Raw genomic sequence first — 17,270 nt, 5'->3', positions numbered from 1 at the left:
CCTTTTTTATTTCTGCGAACTATTTTCCAACACAAGCCTTGATGGCTTTGCTGAACGCCGAAGATCCGGTGATGGAAGTTCCGGAGTTTGTATAGCGAGCCCCCGCCTTCACCACGTATTGTGCGCGGCAACCGCCGTGAGTGTTGATCCCGACAAGTTCATTGGTCTTTTCATTGATCACCGGTGCACCCCAGCTGCCATACGAAGTATCGGCATCGTGTTCGATGATTTCTGGAATCAGGAAGATGCCAGCCTTCACCAGCTTTCCATGGGACACTTGTTGTGCAAAGTGCATTTGGTCCGGATTGGAATTCGCCGGCATATCGCCGCGTTTGATGTCATATAGATCATTCAATGCGTAGCCATAGCTGACAACACGGATGGGATCATTGTTCTGGGATTTCTTTGTCGCCATACGATAGAAGCCCTGAACAGCTCCTGCATTTTTGCCAGTGACTTCGTTGGGTTTCAGTCTTAGCACAGCCCACTGATGTCCTATGCCGTCCTCTTTGTGGCGTTCCGTGCCTTTTTCTACATAGTAGCGGTCTTCCAGGGAAGACTTCTGCGCGACACCTGCAACGGACACCGGTACGTTGAATTCAACATAGTCACGATCCAAAGCACATGCCCCCACGGTCACGACACAGTTGTCGCTGACAAGAGTGACTGTGCAGCCTTGGGTGGCACCGTCTTTAACCAGGCGGCCGACTTTGCTGTCGAAAGAAAGAGCGCGATCATCAGTTCCACCGCAGATTTCAGCGTGAGCCAAAGACGAGAAGACAGAAGCAAGCAAAAGAGAAACAACGAACTTCATTGAAAGACCTTTCTGGAAAATTTTGAAAGATCTAATGGGACAACCAGCAACAAATCAAAAGAAAGATATTCACTGCAACCATTGGCTGCGTAAACACATGCGTTCCAAAATTTAGCAGAAACAAAAAGTGAATCTACAAACCAAGAGCATCCATTTTTTCTTTTTCGTAAGTGTCATTTTCGCCGGGATAGCGAAGTTCAGATTCGTGCTTTCCGCTTTCTTTGGCCAGTGCCCAGATCAGGCTTTGTCCTGAAGGCATGCTATTGGGAAGCTTTGTGAAGACCGGATCCTTGAAAGATTTTTGGGCGTCGATGACTTTCCATCCGCGTTTTTTAAACATCGCAATCAGATCATCCAGGAAAAGGGCATTTAAAAGATTATAGTGAACCAGCAAAGTGTGTTTCACTTCGCGGCCCAGAACCTTTTTGGAAAGGTCATTGTAGTACTGCGCCCGGTCCCACATGTGCTGCAGATAAAAATCACGGAACTTGGTAAGATCAAAGCTGGGATCTGCTGCAAGCTTGTCGCGCAGGCGACGGTCCACATACCAGTCGGAAGCATCGATGGTCACATGGCCATTGCGATAGGAGTTCTTTTTCATCCATTCACGAACGGCATCGCGTTTTTCAGCAGTGTCCCCTTCCGCCAGCATGGGAAAGCGGAAGATCTTTTCAAAGCTCTTCTGGGTTTTCAGCTGCTCCTCGCACTGCTGGATTTCGGCGATCTCGTCAGTAACGCTGACCTTGGCATCGAAGCGCTTGTGATTCACCGTGTGGTTCCCGATCAGATGGCCCTGGCGGGACCATTCGGCCAGAAGCTTTTCATCTTGCGGGGATTTCAGGTGCTTGCACGTCACAAACAAGGCGGCTTTGATTCTGTGCTTTTCCAGGGCGCCCAAGATGGCTTCATTTCTTTTGTCGGCAGGAAGGCGGGTTTCTTCATGCACATTGAAGTCGTCCATGGTGATGCTGACTTCGGCCGAGTGGGCGAAACTGGAAACGATCAGGGACATAAATACAGTGAGGAATGATTTCATTAATCAACCATGGCATTTAATTTCGAATTTTTGAATTTTAAAAAAGAAAAAGGCCTGCAAGGAGGGGGATCCGCAGGCCTTTTAAGAGAAAAAAAACAGTCTCAGCCCGCGGAGGGGATGGGGCTGAGACTCATGATTGAGATTACTGAGTAACCTCGCTGATACCAAACACAAAGAAGACGACCGTTTTGTTCCCAAAGCCGAAACCAGGGAGGGGGTCCACAGTTTCCAGCTCAAAATTGGGAGCAAGTTGATGTTCAAGTTCAATACCGCTCATCATAACTTTAAAACCAATGTAAGGAGTCAGGTCGATTTGTGACTTCAAAAGGAAGAATGTTTGCTGGTCAGCCATCGCCAAAACGAGAGAGCCGTCAGCCAAAGCCACGATTTCACCTGTGTGAGTTTTGAAGTTGTAGTTTTGAAGATCGGAAACACCGACTTCTTCGCCCATTGCATTGTTTGGCAAAACACCAGCACGCGCCACCGCGGAAATCGCCAGTACTACCAAGATATATGCTGCAATCAAAGCGTTACGAATCACTACTTACTCCCCAATTCACGAACTAACGATGTCCTATAAAGCAAACCCTGTGCCAATATGAGACAGTCCTGAAAGTGCGTTTAATTCGATTTGAGGTCGGCCAGGCTCGACTTAAGCACTCAAATCGGAACCAGGGGTAATTCCATAATGGGTTTTAGGTTCTATTCTGGAACCAGCTTCCTTGACTAAAGCACAGACCTTGAGACGCCCCCATGAGGGTCGTAACTTTTGTCAAAAAACCTTTGTATAATCAGGTGTCTATGTCACGCATTCAGGTCACTTGGGTTGTTAAAACTAGAAAGGGTCAGGTCAAAGGACCTTACTCCACCGAAGCCATTCTTAAAATGATTGGTGAGGGTGTCTTTTCCGGTCAGGAGATGATTTCTAAACTTCCTGATGGCCAGTGGACTCTGATTTCCAAAGAGCCGGGTTTCTACGACAAACTTCTGGAAGCTTTGGAAGGCGTCGTTGATGTCGATCCGAAAAAAGCCCAGAAGATGGAAGCTGAAACCGTGATCGTGCAGGCGCCGAAAGCTCCGCGCAACAACACGAACACGGGCAGCACCCCTTCTCCGGAAAGTTTTGCTAACGTTCAGCCGCAAAAGCCGCTGTTGCAGCAAATCGATGTGCTGGATACGCCGGCCTATGTTCCACCCGCACAGAAGATTGCTTCGGTCAGCTCGGGTGATTCCAAGTCTGACTCCGTGATTGAACTTTCCAACATCAAAAACATGGAAAAAGGCGAGATCGCCAAGTCCCTGAAAATCCCCGCTTTGATTCTGGCCGTGGTGATTGTTCTGGGGGTTTGGCTGCTGTGGGACACCGGTCCTGCGGATGGATCCAAAATTCATCTCTTAGCGCCTGGTAAATCCACGGCCACCCTTTCAGATCAGCAGATCAAAGAAAAGCTGAACGAAGCGCTGTTTGCAATGGAGCAAGACACGTTTGAATCCTACGTGGCCGCCCAAAACAAACTGGTCAGCATCGTTGAAGGCGCTCCGATGAACATCGAAGTGCGCGCACTTTTGTGTGTCGTTTACTTCGAACTGTGGCCCCATGCCGTTCAGGATGCCCAGGATATTAAAACCATTGCTGGTGTCACCCAGGCCACGCGGGCTTTGAATGTGATCAGCCCGTTTGGACAAGTGTGTGAATCCGTGAAGTTGATGACTGCGGGCCGCTACAAAGAAGCCAAGGGCACGATCGAGGCGACCTTGGAAGGCTCTGAGCCGTTCTCGTTGTTGCCAGTGCTTTACGATTTCAAGGCCGAGCTTTTGGCGGGTGAAAAAGACTATGTGAATGCCGTGCCTTACTATGAAAAAGCCGCGCAGCTTTGGGAAAAGTGGCTGCATCCGCAGGTTTCTTTGGCGGAAGCGCTTTATCATCAAGGTGACTTCACCACGGCCGCCGGGATTCTAAGAAATGTTCTGACAAAGAATCCCAAACACAAAGAAGCCAAAGTCTTTGCCGGCATCGTGGAATACAACGGCTTTAAAAAATCCGACACCGCTTATGCATTCCTGAACTCCGGATTGGAATCCAAGGGTCGCATTCCCGCTTTGATCGAGGCGGAAGGTTACGGCGCTTTGGCTGAAATCTTTGTCCTGCGTGGCGAGAAAAAGAAAGCCCTGGAAGTCGCGCAAAGAGCCTTCGGATTAAATCCCAATAACGGCGAACTTCGCCAGTTGGTGATTCGCCTGGGTGGTACTGACAAGGTGAAGGGCGAAAAAGGCCGTAACAACGAATTGCTTTATTTGGGTGATCAGTACGTGCGCCAAGGGGATTTCCTGGCGGCCCAAGCCGAATTCAAAGCGGCTTTTGAGGCGGATCCCAAGAACGGAACGGCTGCGATGAAGGCGGCCAAAGCTTTGTGGCAACTGAATCAAAGCTTTGAAGCGATCGAGTGGCTGAATAAAGCCATTAAAGCTGAACCAAAACTGGTGTCTGCTTACGTGCTTCAGGCTGATTATATGTCCCAGCGTTTTGATTTTATCGGGGCTTTGCAAATTCTAACCAATGCGATGAGAATTGCGCCCAACAACTATGAAGTTTTGCGTGGACTGGCGCAACTGGAGTTCCGTAAGAACAACATGCCTGGCACCGTGAACTATGCCCTGCGTGCGGCGAAAGCTTACGATGGGGATATTGATACTTATATCTTGCTGGCTAAAGCCAATGGCCTTCTGGCTCGCTCCATCATGCCGATCAACAAAAAGGAAATTGAGCGTAAAGACAACGCCTCGAAAGATGCGATCCGCTATGCCACCAAGGCGGTGGAAATTGATGCGACCAATCCGGAAGCTCAGATCACTTACGCCAAGATGCTGGCGCAAACCAACGGGGTGGATTCCGGAATCACTTACTTGAACGAGCTGATCAAACGGTTCTCGTACACTCTGGATTACCGAATCGCTTTGGCGGAAGTATATAAATCCGAAGATCGCTACAGTCAGGCCAAAGACATCTATGAAAAAGTCGCCGAGGCCGATCCGCGCAACAAGAAAGCGTGGCTGGGCTTGGGTGAAAGTGAAAAGGCTCTGGGATTAAACGACAAAGCCCTGAAGGCGTTCTTAAGCGCTGCGGTTTTGGATCCCACGGATGGGGAGGCTTTGTTCCAGGCCGGAAAATTGTATCTGGAAACCAGCCGCTTTGAAGAAGCCATCCAGCAGTTTAAAAGGGTGCAGCGTCTGAACGCCAACTACCCGCGCACGCACTATTATATTGGTAAGGCGGCATTTGCGTCGGGGGATTTTGCGACGGCTTTGGAAGCCTCCAAGTCCGAGAAGAAGCTGAATCCGAACGTGGCTGATTCCTATATTCTGGCAGCGGAAGTGTTCACCGCCCGCCGGCAGTATGCCGAATGTGCGGCAGAGTACTCAACCGCCATGAAGCTTCGTCCGCAAGGGGCGGATATTTACGTGAAGTCCGCCCAGTGTTACCGCCAGTCGGGATCCCTGGATGTGGCTGAAGACATGCTGGCTCTGGCATCGGCCCGCGAAAGCGGATATGCGGAAATCTACCGGGAGCAAGGGGCCATTTACGAAATGAAGGGCGACACCCGCTCTGCGGCGCAGGCCTACAATAAATATCTTGGCCTCTCGCCAAATGCTTTGGATCGTGCTGAAATAGAAGCGAAAATCATGAGACTGGGCAACTAGGGACGGACAACGGAAGGAATTTAAGCCATGGGAATCGGCGATAAAATGAGAGGACTTGCCTCCAGCGCACAAGAGGGCGTGAAGTCTTCAACAATCTCACTTTTTCATATCAGTTTGCGATTGATCACGGGATTGCTCCTGGGGTTGACGCTGGCTTTGATCGGCCAGGAACTGGTGGGTTACGGAACATTTGCCCTGCTTTTTGTCATGGTGGTGGTTGTGGCCGTTATCATGAAATTGCTGGCGAACTGGAGCATTGGTCAGATTTTAATTTTTGATTTGATCTGTGTGCTTGTGGCGATGCTGCTTAGAATGTATATACTTGTCGCACCCTAATTAGGGCGTTAGTTGTTAAAAGGACGTTGAGATGATTGATATTAAACTTCTTGAGAAAAAAGCTGAAAACGGAACTTCTTACTATGATGAATACAAGCAGGGCCTTGTTAATCGTGGTGCTTCGACCGAAGTTCTTGAGCAGATCATGGAGCTTAATAAAAAGCGTAAAGAACTGATCACTCTGGCGGAAACGGCCAAAGCCAATCAAAACAAACTCAGCGGCGAGATTGGTAAAATCAAGCGCGAAGGCGGCGACGCTTCCGCTATTTTGGCGGAAGTCGACGTTTTGAAAACCCAGGTGAAAGATCTTGAAGCCAAGGCTGCGGAAGCCGACCAGCAGGTGACGAACCTGGCGTTGGTGATTCCGAACAAGCCGCACTCTTCTGTGCCGGTGGGTTCTTCTGAAAAAGACAATAAAGAGATCAAAGTTGTTGGCACTCCGACCAAGTTTGCTTTCAAAGCGAAAGAACACTGGGAACTGGGTGAAGCGCTGAACATCATTGATTTCGAGCGTGCAGCAAAAACAACCGGAACTCGTTTTGCCTTCCTGAAAGGGGCGGCGGCGCAAATGGAACGCGCGCTGATCCAGTTCATGATGGACAAACACTCCATGAAACATGGTTACACCGAAATGATTCCTCCGTTCATGGTGAACAGCAACAGTTTGCTGGGCACCGGGAACTTCCCGAAATTCAAAGAGGACGTTTTCCATCTGGAAGGCTCTGACTTGTATCTGATTCCAACCGCGGAAGTGCCGGTGACGAATTACTACAACAACGAGATCCTGGATGAAAAAGATCTGCCACAAAGCTTCTGTGCGTATTCTCCGTGCTTCCGTTCTGAAGCGGGTTCTGCGGGTCGCGACACCAAAGGTCTGATTCGTCAGCACCAGTTCGACAAGGTTGAATTGATGGTGTTTGCTCATCCGGACAAGTCCCATGAAGTTCATGAGGCTTTGACCTCCCACGCTGAACAGATCCTGATGGATCTGGAGCTTCCGTTCCGTCGTGTGCTTCTGTGCACCGGGGACATGGGCTTTGGATCTGCGAAAACTTATGATCTGGAAGTATGGTTGCCGGGCCAGAATGCGTACCGTGAGATCAGCTCTTGCTCTAACTTTGAAGACTTCCAGGCTCGTCGGGCCAATATCCGCTTCCGCAGCGCGGGTGGTAAACCCCAGTTCGTTCACACCCTGAATGGCTCTGCTTTGGCGGTAGGAAGAACTTTGGTGGCCATCCTGGAAAACTACCAGCGTGAAGACGGTTCCGTGGGCATTCCAAAGGCATTGCAGCCTTATATGGGCGGCCGTACCGAGATTCGTAAGTAGACACCTCATGCTGCGTCATGGAAACAACTGCTTGAATACTCTCGTCAAAACCCATAAAACGGTCGACGGAGAGTTGGTAGAGCGGTTGAATACACCAGTCTTGAAAACTGGCAGCCCTTCGCGGGGCTCGAGGGTTCGAATCCCTCACTCTCCGCCATTTAGGTTTCTTCCCCAAAAAATCCTGTAAAACTGAATAATGTTTTCCCCGGAACCTGCTTTCCTATTGCGTTTGCGGCTGTGACTTGATGTGATTCGGACTTCAAAACAATGAGGTGATCACTATGTCGGTTCTTTTCAAGATCTGTGTTTCATTGATGTCTTTGGCTTTGCTTGCAGGCTGCGACAGCGGCGGTGGTTCGAAAGATGGCAACAACAACGCCAACGGAAAACCCAGCGTAAAAAACCGCATCAACTGGTCTTCCATTCCTTCCAAATACAATCCCTCCATTGAAGACGTTGAGTTCCGCGTGGACGGTTATGAAAAGATCAACGTGAACGTCTTTGGTTTTGATGACGACGTGGAAGTGGTCTATTCCAAAGATCTGCCTGCCGACTCCGGATTCCTGCGCATCTATCGTGTGTGGGCAAAGCAAGCGTCCTGGGGCTCGGTGAACGATAGACCCAATGGCACCACTTTGGATCTAATCGGTAGCGGCAGCTATTCTTGTTCAATTGCCACCAGCAACCGTGAAATCGTGCAGCTTGAAGGCGGATGTTATGTGCGCATTCAGGTCTTCATGCCTGCGGGTGCCGAAATCGAGGTTTATAACGTCAACAAACTGATGACCAAAAGATTCTTTGCCATCAAAACGGACGTGATGCTGGAACAATTGGACAGAGCTTCACGAGATGAAGACAAGTTTGCGGTGATTGAAACTTATCTGGCCTCTTACCGAGGTTTGAAAAAGAAACCGGAAATGCAGGCGGTTCAGTTGGGTGATGTGGTGTCTGAATTCCCGTTCTCTGAAGGAAAATTCAAAGCGCTTCGTTTGTTGCATGCGACAGTTGTGGACCGAGAAAACCTGTCCAAGATGATTGAAGACAGATTCAGTTACTTCGATCGCGCAGAGGCCCGCCGCATCGTCGGGATCTGATTTTTCTTGCGCTTGGGGGCCAATGCTAAGATTCTGGCCCCTATGATGGAACTCATTGATATTATATTGCACCTTGATAAGCACATCGCTGAATGGATCGTTTTCTTCGGACCCTGGCTGTATGTGATTCTTTTCCTGATCATCTTTGCTGAAACCGGCCTGGTGGTGACGCCGTTCCTGCCGGGGGATTCCCTGCTGTTTGCTTTGGGTGCCTTCACCGTGGTGGAAGGTGGTTTGAATCTTTGGGTGATTCTGATCAGTCTGACGATCGCCGGCATTCTGGGCGACACCGTGAACTATCATATCGGGAAGTATTTAGGACCGAAGGTCTTTGAGTCGGACTCCCGCTTCTTCAAGAAAAAATATCTGGAACAAACCCATGCCTTCTATGAGCGCTGGGGAGCTTTTACAATTGTAGCTGCCCGCTTTGCTCCGATCGTTCGCACATTCGCTCCGTTTGTAGCCGGCATCGGTGAAATGCAATACCGTAAGTTCATCGTTTACAACATCGGTGGCGCGATTGCGTGGGTGTGGATCTTTGTTCTGGCCGGTCACTTCTTCGGAAATCTTCCGGTGGTGAAGCAGAACTTCCATATCGTGATCTTTGGTGTGATCGGCGTTTCTTTGTTGCCCATGGTGTGGCCGTGGGTTTCAAGTAAGCTTAAGAAAAAGCAGGCTTAATCAGCCAGTCAAGCGCGAGACCAGTTCCTTCAAGTGAGGATTGGTCTCATAGAACACGGGGTCCACGGATTTATAGTGCTCACCCAGTGACTTCACAACAAAGCGGCCGCTGGCGACGAACAGCGGATTCTTGGAATCCAGATACTCCTTCAGCTTCTCGGCAAGTTCCTTATCCATATTACGCTTACCACTGACTAACAAAGCATCCGCAGAAACTCGGTTGTTCTTGGAATAAACAAACCGTCTGAGGAAGGCGATGTCTTCAGCCAAATCGCCCAGAACAATAATTGTGTTGGCCTGAACGCGGGGATCTGTATGTTCCAGACAAGAACTTAGGACTTCCAGCAGGGATTCTTTCACCAGATAAGAAGGCACAAAGTTCGATGCTAGAGAGATAGCGGCAGAAAGAACTTTGTCGTTGGCTTTTCCGACTTTGTTGGCTGACAGAATGGTTCGCAGGAAGCTTGTGAAGGCTTCGGCCTGCATTTCGCCGCTCATTCGCACCTTGTAGGTTTTCAAAATGCCAAAGGCGGTGAAGAAGGACTGATCTTTCCCGGCTTCGATTTCAGCACTTAAAAATTCATAAGCGGCGCACAGGTCTTCATCACTGCGGAAGTAAGTCAGAAGGCTGACGTCTTTCTGTAAAGCTTCAGTCACCGTGGTGAAGTCTTTTGCCCGGAACAAGGTCGAAGGCTTGGAGAAGCCTTTCAGCAAGGTTTCTTTCGTGTCAGAGACTGTGCAAAGACCCTCCACCGAATCGGCGGCTTCCGCATAGAAAGTGACCGAACTTGAAGCTTTGTCATCCACCTGACTTAGCAGACGGGCAGATTCAATCAGGGGCAGACCGCTCAGGGCAAAGCCTGAATCCTGATTCACAAAACGAATCTTACCTAGAACAAAACTACCCTTTACCTTGAAATAGTGATCGGCCCCTTCGGGAAGGCTTGCTTCAATTTGCTGAGCGGCTTCAAAGACACTGCGCAGGCACGCCAGCGCCAAGGCTTGGGAATTCTGTTTGTCTTCTTTGATATGGAAAACGATTTCATCCCCCACGTACTGATAGATCAAACCGTTATAGCGTTCGATCAGTTCGCGGGCTTTGATGAAGTAGGTGTTCATGATCTCGGTGACGTACTCGTCCTTCTTATCCAGGAAGATCTGGGTGTAGCCGTTCAGATCCACGCGGATCATGGTGCTTTGGAAAGCATAGGGAGCTTTCTGGCCGGACTTCATTTCATGCAGGATGGCCGGGGTCAGAGAGTCTGAGTAGTATCTGTTTTCGTGTTCGAGATACTTTTTTGTGCTTTCGTAGGTTTGGGTGGCTTGTAAAAGTGTACGGCCCTCTTTGGAAAGGGTCTTAATACTGGCAAGCTTTGAGCGATCACGATTGGAAAGAATCTGTGTGATGTCCAAAATGTCTTTCAGGAACAGATAAACGACCAAGCCCACAATCAGGGTTACGATCAGAAGATCCTGTAGGATCAGCCCTTTCATCGACAAAGCTGTTTGCAGCATGATTTGGTTTTTGTCCTGGAAAACGCCCACGGTGAAGCGATAGTCCATCAGTTTGATAGTGCGAATGGCGAGCTTGTCAGTCTCAAGAGTTTGATTGAAGTTTTGATAGTCGACATTGATTCCAGCTAAGTTATCAAAGTTGTTATACCAAAGAACCACCTCTGGTCCATTCTGAAGAATGTAGAAGTCAATCAGGAACAGGTTGCGGGCACCTTCCAGTCGGTCTTTCAGTTGGGTGAAGTTCTCAGTGATGACCAGCGGAGTGAAGCTTTCTTGCACGAAGCGCATCTGTATCAAGCGGCGTTCGACTTCGCGGTCGGTCAGCTCTTTCACGTTTAGATAGAACTGTACCGCAGAGGCGATCACGTACCCGATCCAAAACACACTGACGATCAGGACAACGACAGACTTGTTCTTTTTATTTTTGGCGAACAAAGCGATCTCCTTGATCCAGGAAGATCACCTCACCTTTGGTGGCCCCAAATGAATTGCCATACAGATCCAGAACGGTGATTTTCTGGGACTCAAGCTGCTTACCGAAGGCTGGATCCGAAAGCTTCTTTTTTGCCTGAGCATAGTTGCTGTTTGAAATAAATGTGATCACTTCATCCCGCGCGGCGCTTGGCGCCGAAGATCCGGTGTCGGACTTGGCATTTTTCACAGGTTCCGTACCGCCGCCGCTAGGACGAGTGGCAGCCGGTCCACGAACGGGAGATGGTGATGGGGCCGATCCCAGGCCTGCGCCCGCTCCGGAACCGCTAAAGGAACCTCCACTCGCTCCAAAGGAAGCGCTGCCACCAGCCACTTCCCCTCCGCCGCTGCCGCCAACAGAACTTTCGTTCGCAGGAGCGCGGGAGGCAGAAGGTGCAGAAGTGCTTGCGACATTTCTAGAAGAAGAGGCAGCTGCTGGGGCCGATGGAGCTATGTTGGAGCCATCCAGCGTGATTTGTTCAACCACCCTTTCATCAGAGGCCATGGATCTGGTAGAGGCCTTCAATAGGGCTGCACCAGGATTGGAAGAGGAGCCCTTGATGGCAGCATTGGATTTTGTCGAGGCGACAGAGCGAGAGACTTCAGAAGATCCGCTGCCAGCTTCCGAGCTGCCAGTGTCAGTGGCGGCCAGAGCTTGGGTGTTCATCGCACCAACCAGATTGTTGGCCATGCGTAACATGCCACTGCTTTCAGACGCTGAACGGACCAGGGCCTGCTGGGAACCGGCCTCGGTAGAGGGAGGTGGACTTACGATGGATTCAGACAATGTGGGAGCTGGCGGAACCTGAACTTGCGCCACGGTCAGCTCTACCGGAACATTGGCGGTCGCGGCAGCGGATGCTTGCTGCGAGCCTCCTTTGACAGCGGCCGAGGTCGCCGCCGAGCCCATACCTTTATCGGATTTACTAGTGTTGGCTTTCATCTCTTGGTCCATAAGATTGGCAGTTGACTGGGCGGCAGCCTGTTCCGCGCCATCTTGAGCATTCTTTTTCAGGGTTCGGGTCATACTGAAGGGAGTCATGTCTATCGCAGCGATCTTCGGGTAATTGTCGGGGTGTCCTTTGCAGAAGTGTTCAACTGCAGCAACATCCTTTTCGCTCTTCAATCCCGCACGATGTAAAAGTTCATGGGCCATGCTTGATGGTGAAATCACCGCATTGGATTTTTTATTGGTCTCTGGGGTCGCACCACTCAAAGCTTCCGGATCCAGATGAATGAATCCAGTTGTCTCATCCGTGCTGAGGGCGGCCTTTTGGTCCTTCGCCTTTTCGCATTTGACCAGCGGCCCATAGCTTTTAGGTTGTTTTCCCAACTGGGCCACTTGCAACTGATACTTGGCCGCCAGCAGTTCGGGTTGAACCGGAATTTTATCTTTGGAGAAGGCTTTTTTGAACTCTTCGCCGTTCAGGCAGTCAGTCAGTTTGTTGGAGGAAGTCAGATTTTTACTGAGTGAATCAGTGAGGCTTTGCAGGAAGTCTTCGGATAATTTGTCCTGGCAACCACTGTCGATAAGGTGCTCTTCAATTCCCATTGCGAGTGCGCGACGGTTAAGATCGTCGCCTAAAGAGGTGATTTTCTTTTTGATTGCAGTGACTTCGCATCCTTCGTCCTGCAGGTTCATCAGGGTCGGCGCGCGAACTCCGGAAGCTTCGAGCGTCCATCGACCACCCACCATCGTATAAGAAGCTTCGGTGATGACATTTCTTTTGTTGGTGCGAACTTCCCAGCGGATAGGATTTCCATCTGTGAAGTGAGTGTAAATTTCAGTGGAGCCTTTTTTCAGATACCAGAAGTCAATCTTTCCATCGAGATTGCTATCCAAGCGGATGTCTTCGAAATCTTTGTAGGAAATGACGTAGCGGCCAGGTTTGAATTTGCCGGGGTTGTAAACGATCTCGTCCGCCTTCAAATAGGTCTTCCCGGGGCTTTGAGCCCACGCAGATTGAAGGAAAAAGATGGCGGTTAGAAGGATCTTCACAGTCTATAAATCGGCATAAATGCCCGATTGGTTTACGGTACTTAGATCTGGCTGGTCTATGGCCCAGTTTTGAGTTGGCACCATTCCTTAAGATCTTCCGCTCTTTCATCATATCAATATGAGACAAATTTTTACTTTGCTGGTGCTGTTTTTGGTTCTAATGACCGTAAATGCTGGAGCGGCGCCTGCGCGCAAGCTGAAGATGTTTACTCCCGAGACCAAAAAATACGTTGTTGTTTCTGTTTTGGATTATCAGGGACTGACGCTTTCTGAAAGCTGTTTAAAGAATGGCAAAATGAACTGCGACGCCTGGAAAGCGGCACAGACCAAGTTGGATGTGGCGAAGACTCCGAATGTGGGTGTGATCGGCAATCCAGCCGCTCGTTATTGCCTTTCACATAAGGCTTTGAATCGTATTCTTCTTGATGCCAAAAAAGCAGAGTATGATTACTGCGTTTTTCCGGACGGCTCGGTGATTGATTCGTGGACTCTTTATAACAAACACTTTTCCAAGAAGCAGTAGGTTGAGGCAATGAAGAGACTGTTGGTGGCATTTTCAATTCTGTTCGGAGCCAGTACAACGCTGGCCGAATATGGAATGATCCCGCATTCCCAAATAAAGTATGGAGAGGGATACGCCTTAAAGGGTGAATCCACTGTGCAAGTGACTAATATGCCAAAGGTGAGATCTCAGGATAGCTTCGGGATCTGTTATGCTGCCGTGGCGGCAGTATTGGTGGATGAGGCAAACTGTGTGCAAAGTGGAAATGCCAGTTGTGCCACTGCCCCGGATTCACAAAGGGTCTCGGCTTTGGATGTCACTCGGTACAGCCGTGCCCCCGAAGAAGGCGCGGATGGGGAAATGTGGCGTGACTACAAGGGACTAAACGAGGGAGGTATGCCCGTCTTCACTCTTTTGAATATCAACAAAGCCAAAGATGCCGTCAGTGAGCAGTGCGCTCCAACGGATCAGATCGTAGCCAGGGCTGGCAGCGAACAGGCGGCCCAGGATCTGGAAATCGCCATGTGGAAGTCGCTGAAAGATTCTTATGAGAGCTTCAGAAAGAAAAATGCCGAATGTACTGAGTGTGGTCTTGAGTATGCCACTGCCAAAGCCAACGATATTAAACAGAATTACAATCTGAAAGCTTCGAACAAAGAGATTCTAGATGCGTTTTCACAAGAGTCCTATTCTTTGTTTCTGGATAAACTTTTGATTCCTAAAGAATGCCGTAAGATGTCGGACATGATCAGTCTTGAGGGTAAGTGGGCGGTAAAGTCCTTCCCTATGGAAGGTGAAAAAGGCGACTACAAGTCGTCGATCAACAAAGTCAAAGAAGTCCTGACACAAAAAAGACCCTTGGCCCTTAGCTTCTGCGCTCAAGATCCTTTGTCGGTGAAATCCAATAAAGCTTGTGGAGAAATCAAGGACGCTTCGGGGAACGTGTCCGGTGCGGGTCACGCGGTGGTGATCAAAGGCTATCGCGAAATCTGTAATTCCAAAGGTGTCTGCCGTCAGGAACTTCAGGTGCAAAACTCTTGGGGTGAAGGCTGGCAGAAATCAAATGATGACGGCTGGGTGGATGCAAAAGAGCTTCTGGATCGCACCTTCTATGAGACCTACGCTTTAAACTGGTTGCAGCCTCGCAGCTAAACTTAAAATACAAGGGAAGCTCAACTTGACTAACTCCATGAGTCCCCATAAATTCGTCGGCCTATGAACAAAGAATTTATGTTAAGAGCCATCGAGCTTTCCAGAAACAACATGCGTGCCGGCGCAGGCGGTCCTTTTGGGGCAGTCATTGTTAAAGACGGCAAAATCATCGGTGAAGGTTGGAACAAAGTGACTTCCTCCAACGACCCGACCGCGCATGCTGAAGTTTCTGCTATCCGCGACGCTTGCTCCAAAATCAGTAATTTTGAACTGGCTGGTGCGGAAATCTACACAAGCTGCGAACCTTGTCCAATGTGCCTGTCTGCAATCTACTGGGCACGCATTGAAAAGATCTATTACGGCAACACCCGCAAAGACGCCGCTGAAATCAACTTCGACGACGACTTCCTTTATCAGGAAATTCCAAAAGACCTCAAAGACCGCAAAGTACCCATGGTTCAATGCGCTCACACAGAGGCATTGGAAGTTTTCAAAGAGTGGGACAACAAGACGGACAAGGTTCCGTACTAAAGCCCAGTAAATAGTTTTGGGACTGCAGTCCCCATCACAAGTCAGAGAGAATAAAGGAATGAAAGCACTTTCATTCCTTTTTCTTTTTTTGAGCGTTGTTGTCTCTTTGTCCTGCCAGCACAAGGAAAAACAAATCCCCCGCGATATCGCCTCTCTGCAAGCCAACGGCGGCATGGAAGGCATTTGGTTCTTGCAAGGAACTTCCTCCACCCGCGGGCCTTATAATGGTGAGCTGGAACTGCGCAAGGCATCCGATGGAACTTTTGATGTGGTTCGCGTGGTCACCTATATCAATTACTTCTTTGATGGTTTGAAAGTGCAGGAAGTGTGGACCGGAAAAGCCGTGGCCACGCATGATTCCCTGACGATTTCCTATGACCTTCGCCAGGGTGATTTCATCACAAAGCTTGGCAATCAAAAGCGAGATCCGTCGGACTTCGATGCTCCGATCACGGTGCTTTCGCGCTATGTGGTGACCCCGAACGGTCTTGCAACTCACTATGCCGATAAAAAAGTTTCTAACTACAACGAATGGATCACCACCCGTCGCGATCTTGAAGCGCAACCGTTGTGGGTGAATCAGCGCCAGACCATCAGTGCCCAGGGACCGAAAGTTCCTCTGGTGGTTCGTGGTGTGATCAATCTTTTCAAACGCGACATCGGTTATGAAAAAGATCCGTTGGTGAAGTCCTATAAAAACCGTCCCGAGTATAAAAACGAAAATCCGTACATTGTCTTTGATCCGACAGACTTCCAGTTTTATCGCAACAACAAGGACGTGATTCGCGTCACTAATAAAATTGTGGATGATATCAGCATCACCGAAGCTGCGGTGAAACGAAATGCGTATGCGCCATCACTGGAAGAAAAAGCCAACAGTTATGACAAGAACACCCGCGATTTCCATATCAATGAAGCTGGCATGGTCGCGCACGCCGTGCTGGATGAAAATGGACGTCTGCTGAATTACTCCTTCGACGGTGACGCCGCCCTGTGGACGGGCATGTATCTGGGCTCTCAGGCTATGCGCTATTTAAAGACCAAAGACGCTGAAGCTTTGGATAACGTGAAAAAATCCCTGCGCGGTTTGATGACGTTGATGGAGATCACCAACGATCCTCAGCAATTCGCAAGAACGCTCGCTCTGTATAGTCCAGCCCAGCCGGTTCCGGCCAAGTGGCATCGCGGTGAAGGCAAGTTCCAGCACCTGATCTGGCTTGAAGGCGGCAACAACGACATGATCAAAGGGATCACTCACGGCTTCCTGTGGGCCGGAATGGTGCTTCCACAAAGTGAAACCGAACTTTGGAAAGAGCTTCGTGCAAATTCCCGCAAGCTGATTGATCTGCAGGTTGTGAACGACAAATCCCAGAACCGTCCGGCGGCGTTGGGACTGGCCGCCTGGCTGACGAATGATGCCGCCTTCAAAGAGCAGTACATCAAATACTACGACAAGATTAAAACCAAGGTGACTGGTTACAGCTTCGACACCACTTTCTACTGGCATGGCTCTGCGGACTGGAGTGGGATCAATTTGGGGTTGGTGGGTGATATCACCGACATCACGCTGGCAGACCTGCTGGGTCAAAGTAAAATCCGCGATCAGTTGCGCGAACGCCTGATGGATGCCTGGGTGACCTATTCCCCGGCGCAAAGACATTTGCAAACACTGGTGGCTTACGGCTTTGCTTATAAACACGGAACCCGTGGTGGGAACTTCCGATCTGAAAGCAGCGAAGCGCAGTTTAATGCTTCGTTGAACCAGGCCGCTTGGGGTCTTCGTGAAATCCCGTATCCGCGCCCGAATCTGGATGTGACGATCGATCATTCATTGCGCCCGGATTGGTGCATGTCTCCGATTCCAAGACTGTTCTGGAAGTCCCTGAAAAAACCGGAACCACCCGTCAGCTATTTCTATCAGGGTTTGTATAACTACCCTGTATTTGAGCTGCAGGCCTTCACCAGTAACTTTGTCTGGAAAGACGGGGCCTTCCTGTATCAGGATTCCCACCGCAAAGGTGTGGAAAACTCAGGGGTGGATTACCTGTATGGCTACTGGCTGGCTCGTTACATCGGGGCTGCCAATATCAACTAGGCGCCTGTAAAAGATACC

The 17,270-nt window shown here is 49.7% G+C and carries 14 protein-coding genes and 1 tRNA gene; 10 read left to right on the top strand and 5 right to left on the bottom strand.

Annotated features, from left to right (window positions below):
* Positions 1-19: 19 nt before the first annotated feature.
* The 3 genes from ACNQKP_RS03765 to ACNQKP_RS03755 form a co-directional block, all read right to left on the bottom strand.
* Complete coding sequence (locus ACNQKP_RS03765; RefSeq protein WP_417862929.1) at positions 20-814, bottom strand: trypsin-like serine peptidase; 795 nt, start codon at positions 812-814, stop codon at positions 20-22.
* Positions 815-947: 133 nt separating this feature from the next.
* Entirely contained in the window at positions 948-1,850 is a 903-nt protein-coding gene (locus tag ACNQKP_RS03760; protein ID WP_417862928.1) for a polysaccharide deacetylase family protein, read from the bottom strand.
* Between the two features lie 142 nt (positions 1,851-1,992).
* Positions 1,993-2,391: a hypothetical protein gene (locus tag ACNQKP_RS03755; RefSeq protein ID WP_011162695.1), complete on the bottom strand. Its 399-nt coding sequence runs from the start codon at positions 2,389-2,391 to the stop codon at positions 1,993-1,995.
* Between the two features lie 260 nt (positions 2,392-2,651).
* Here ACNQKP_RS03755 and ACNQKP_RS03750 point away from each other — a divergent pair, with 260 nt between their 5' ends.
* From ACNQKP_RS03750 to ACNQKP_RS03725, 6 genes are all read left to right on the top strand, one after another.
* Positions 2,652-5,549, top strand: coding sequence for a tetratricopeptide repeat protein (locus tag ACNQKP_RS03750; RefSeq protein ID WP_417862926.1), 2,898 nt, complete (start codon positions 2,652-2,654; stop codon positions 5,547-5,549).
* A 27-nt stretch (positions 5,550-5,576) separates the two neighbouring features.
* The gene (locus ACNQKP_RS03745; RefSeq protein WP_088566685.1) at positions 5,577-5,885 is read left to right on the top strand and encodes a hypothetical protein; all 309 of its coding nucleotides are present in this window, start codon (positions 5,577-5,579) and stop codon (positions 5,883-5,885) included.
* Between the two features lie 31 nt (positions 5,886-5,916).
* Positions 5,917-7,212 (top strand): serine--tRNA ligase, encoded by a 1,296-nt coding sequence (gene serS, locus ACNQKP_RS03740; protein WP_417862924.1) that lies wholly within the window; start codon positions 5,917-5,919, stop codon positions 7,210-7,212.
* Positions 7,213-7,279: 67 nt separating this feature from the next.
* A tRNA-Ser gene (locus tag ACNQKP_RS03735) sits at positions 7,280-7,369 on the top strand.
* A 124-nt stretch (positions 7,370-7,493) separates the two neighbouring features.
* Positions 7,494-8,306 (top strand): DUF4476 domain-containing protein, encoded by an 813-nt coding sequence (locus ACNQKP_RS03730; RefSeq protein ID WP_417862922.1) that lies wholly within the window; start codon positions 7,494-7,496, stop codon positions 8,304-8,306.
* A gap of 45 nt (positions 8,307-8,351) precedes the next feature.
* On the top strand, positions 8,352-8,987 hold the full coding sequence (locus ACNQKP_RS03725; protein ID WP_038452044.1) for a DedA family protein: 636 nt from the start codon (positions 8,352-8,354) through the stop codon (positions 8,985-8,987).
* On the opposite strand, the gene ACNQKP_RS03720 is transcribed toward ACNQKP_RS03725, so the two are convergent.
* Positions 8,988-10,937, bottom strand: a complete 1,950-nt coding sequence (locus ACNQKP_RS03720; RefSeq protein WP_417862920.1) for an adenylate cyclase — start codon at positions 10,935-10,937, stop codon at positions 8,988-8,990.
* Positions 10,921-12,972 (bottom strand): hypothetical protein, encoded by a 2,052-nt coding sequence (locus ACNQKP_RS03715; RefSeq protein WP_417862919.1) that lies wholly within the window; start codon positions 12,970-12,972, stop codon positions 10,921-10,923. The genes ACNQKP_RS03720 and ACNQKP_RS03715 overlap by 17 nt, the downstream gene beginning before the upstream one ends.
* Before the next feature lie 118 nt (positions 12,973-13,090).
* Here ACNQKP_RS03715 and ACNQKP_RS03710 point away from each other — a divergent pair, with 118 nt between their 5' ends.
* The 4 genes from ACNQKP_RS03710 (at position 13,091) to ACNQKP_RS03695 (ending at position 17,252) form a co-directional block, all read left to right on the top strand.
* On the top strand, positions 13,091-13,495 hold the full coding sequence (locus ACNQKP_RS03710; protein ID WP_011162703.1) for a DUF333 domain-containing protein: 405 nt from the start codon (positions 13,091-13,093) through the stop codon (positions 13,493-13,495).
* A 9-nt stretch (positions 13,496-13,504) separates the two neighbouring features.
* Entirely contained in the window at positions 13,505-14,626 is a 1,122-nt protein-coding gene (locus ACNQKP_RS03705; protein ID WP_011162704.1) for a hypothetical protein, read from the top strand.
* Between the two features lie 63 nt (positions 14,627-14,689).
* A complete protein-coding gene (locus tag ACNQKP_RS03700) occupies positions 14,690-15,157 on the top strand; it encodes a nucleoside deaminase (RefSeq protein WP_417862917.1) in 468 nt (155 codons plus the stop codon).
* A 58-nt stretch (positions 15,158-15,215) separates the two neighbouring features.
* Positions 15,216-17,252 carry a hypothetical protein gene (locus ACNQKP_RS03695; protein ID WP_417862915.1) on the top strand — a complete coding sequence of 679 codons (2,037 nt, stop codon included), beginning with the start codon at positions 15,216-15,218 and terminating at the stop codon, positions 17,250-17,252.
* Positions 17,253-17,270 lie beyond the last annotated feature (18 nt).

Source organism: Bdellovibrio bacteriovorus, from assembly GCF_048286975.1.
In the GTDB taxonomy this organism is placed as follows: Bacteria; Bdellovibrionota; Bdellovibrionia; order Bdellovibrionales; family Bdellovibrionaceae; genus Bdellovibrio; species Bdellovibrio bacteriovorus_H.
Note: the sequence above shows the minus strand (reverse complement) of the source record. Positions and strands in the feature narration are given on the sequence as shown.

Coding starts and splice junctions, on each gene's coding strand:
- ACNQKP_RS03765 (WP_417862929.1), bottom strand. CDS start 814: ATGAAGTTCGTTGTTTCTCTTTTGCTTGCTTCTGTCTTCTCGTCTTTG.
- ACNQKP_RS03760 (WP_417862928.1), bottom strand. CDS start 1,850: ATGAAATCATTCCTCACTGTATTTATGTCCCTGATCGTTTCCAGTTTC.
- ACNQKP_RS03750 (WP_417862926.1), top strand. CDS start 2,652: ATGTCACGCATTCAGGTCACTTGGGTTGTTAAAACTAGAAAGGGTCAG.
- ACNQKP_RS03745 (WP_088566685.1), top strand. CDS start 5,577: ATGGGAATCGGCGATAAAATGAGAGGACTTGCCTCCAGCGCACAAGAG.
- serS (WP_417862924.1), top strand. CDS start 5,917: ATGATTGATATTAAACTTCTTGAGAAAAAAGCTGAAAACGGAACTTCT.
- ACNQKP_RS03730 (WP_417862922.1), top strand. CDS start 7,494: ATGTCGGTTCTTTTCAAGATCTGTGTTTCATTGATGTCTTTGGCTTTG.
- ACNQKP_RS03725 (WP_038452044.1), top strand. CDS start 8,352: ATGGAACTCATTGATATTATATTGCACCTTGATAAGCACATCGCTGAA.
- ACNQKP_RS03710 (WP_011162703.1), top strand. CDS start 13,091: ATGAGACAAATTTTTACTTTGCTGGTGCTGTTTTTGGTTCTAATGACC.
- ACNQKP_RS03705 (WP_011162704.1), top strand. CDS start 13,505: ATGAAGAGACTGTTGGTGGCATTTTCAATTCTGTTCGGAGCCAGTACA.
- ACNQKP_RS03700 (WP_417862917.1), top strand. CDS start 14,690: ATGAACAAAGAATTTATGTTAAGAGCCATCGAGCTTTCCAGAAACAAC.
- ACNQKP_RS03695 (WP_417862915.1), top strand. CDS start 15,216: ATGAAAGCACTTTCATTCCTTTTTCTTTTTTTGAGCGTTGTTGTCTCT.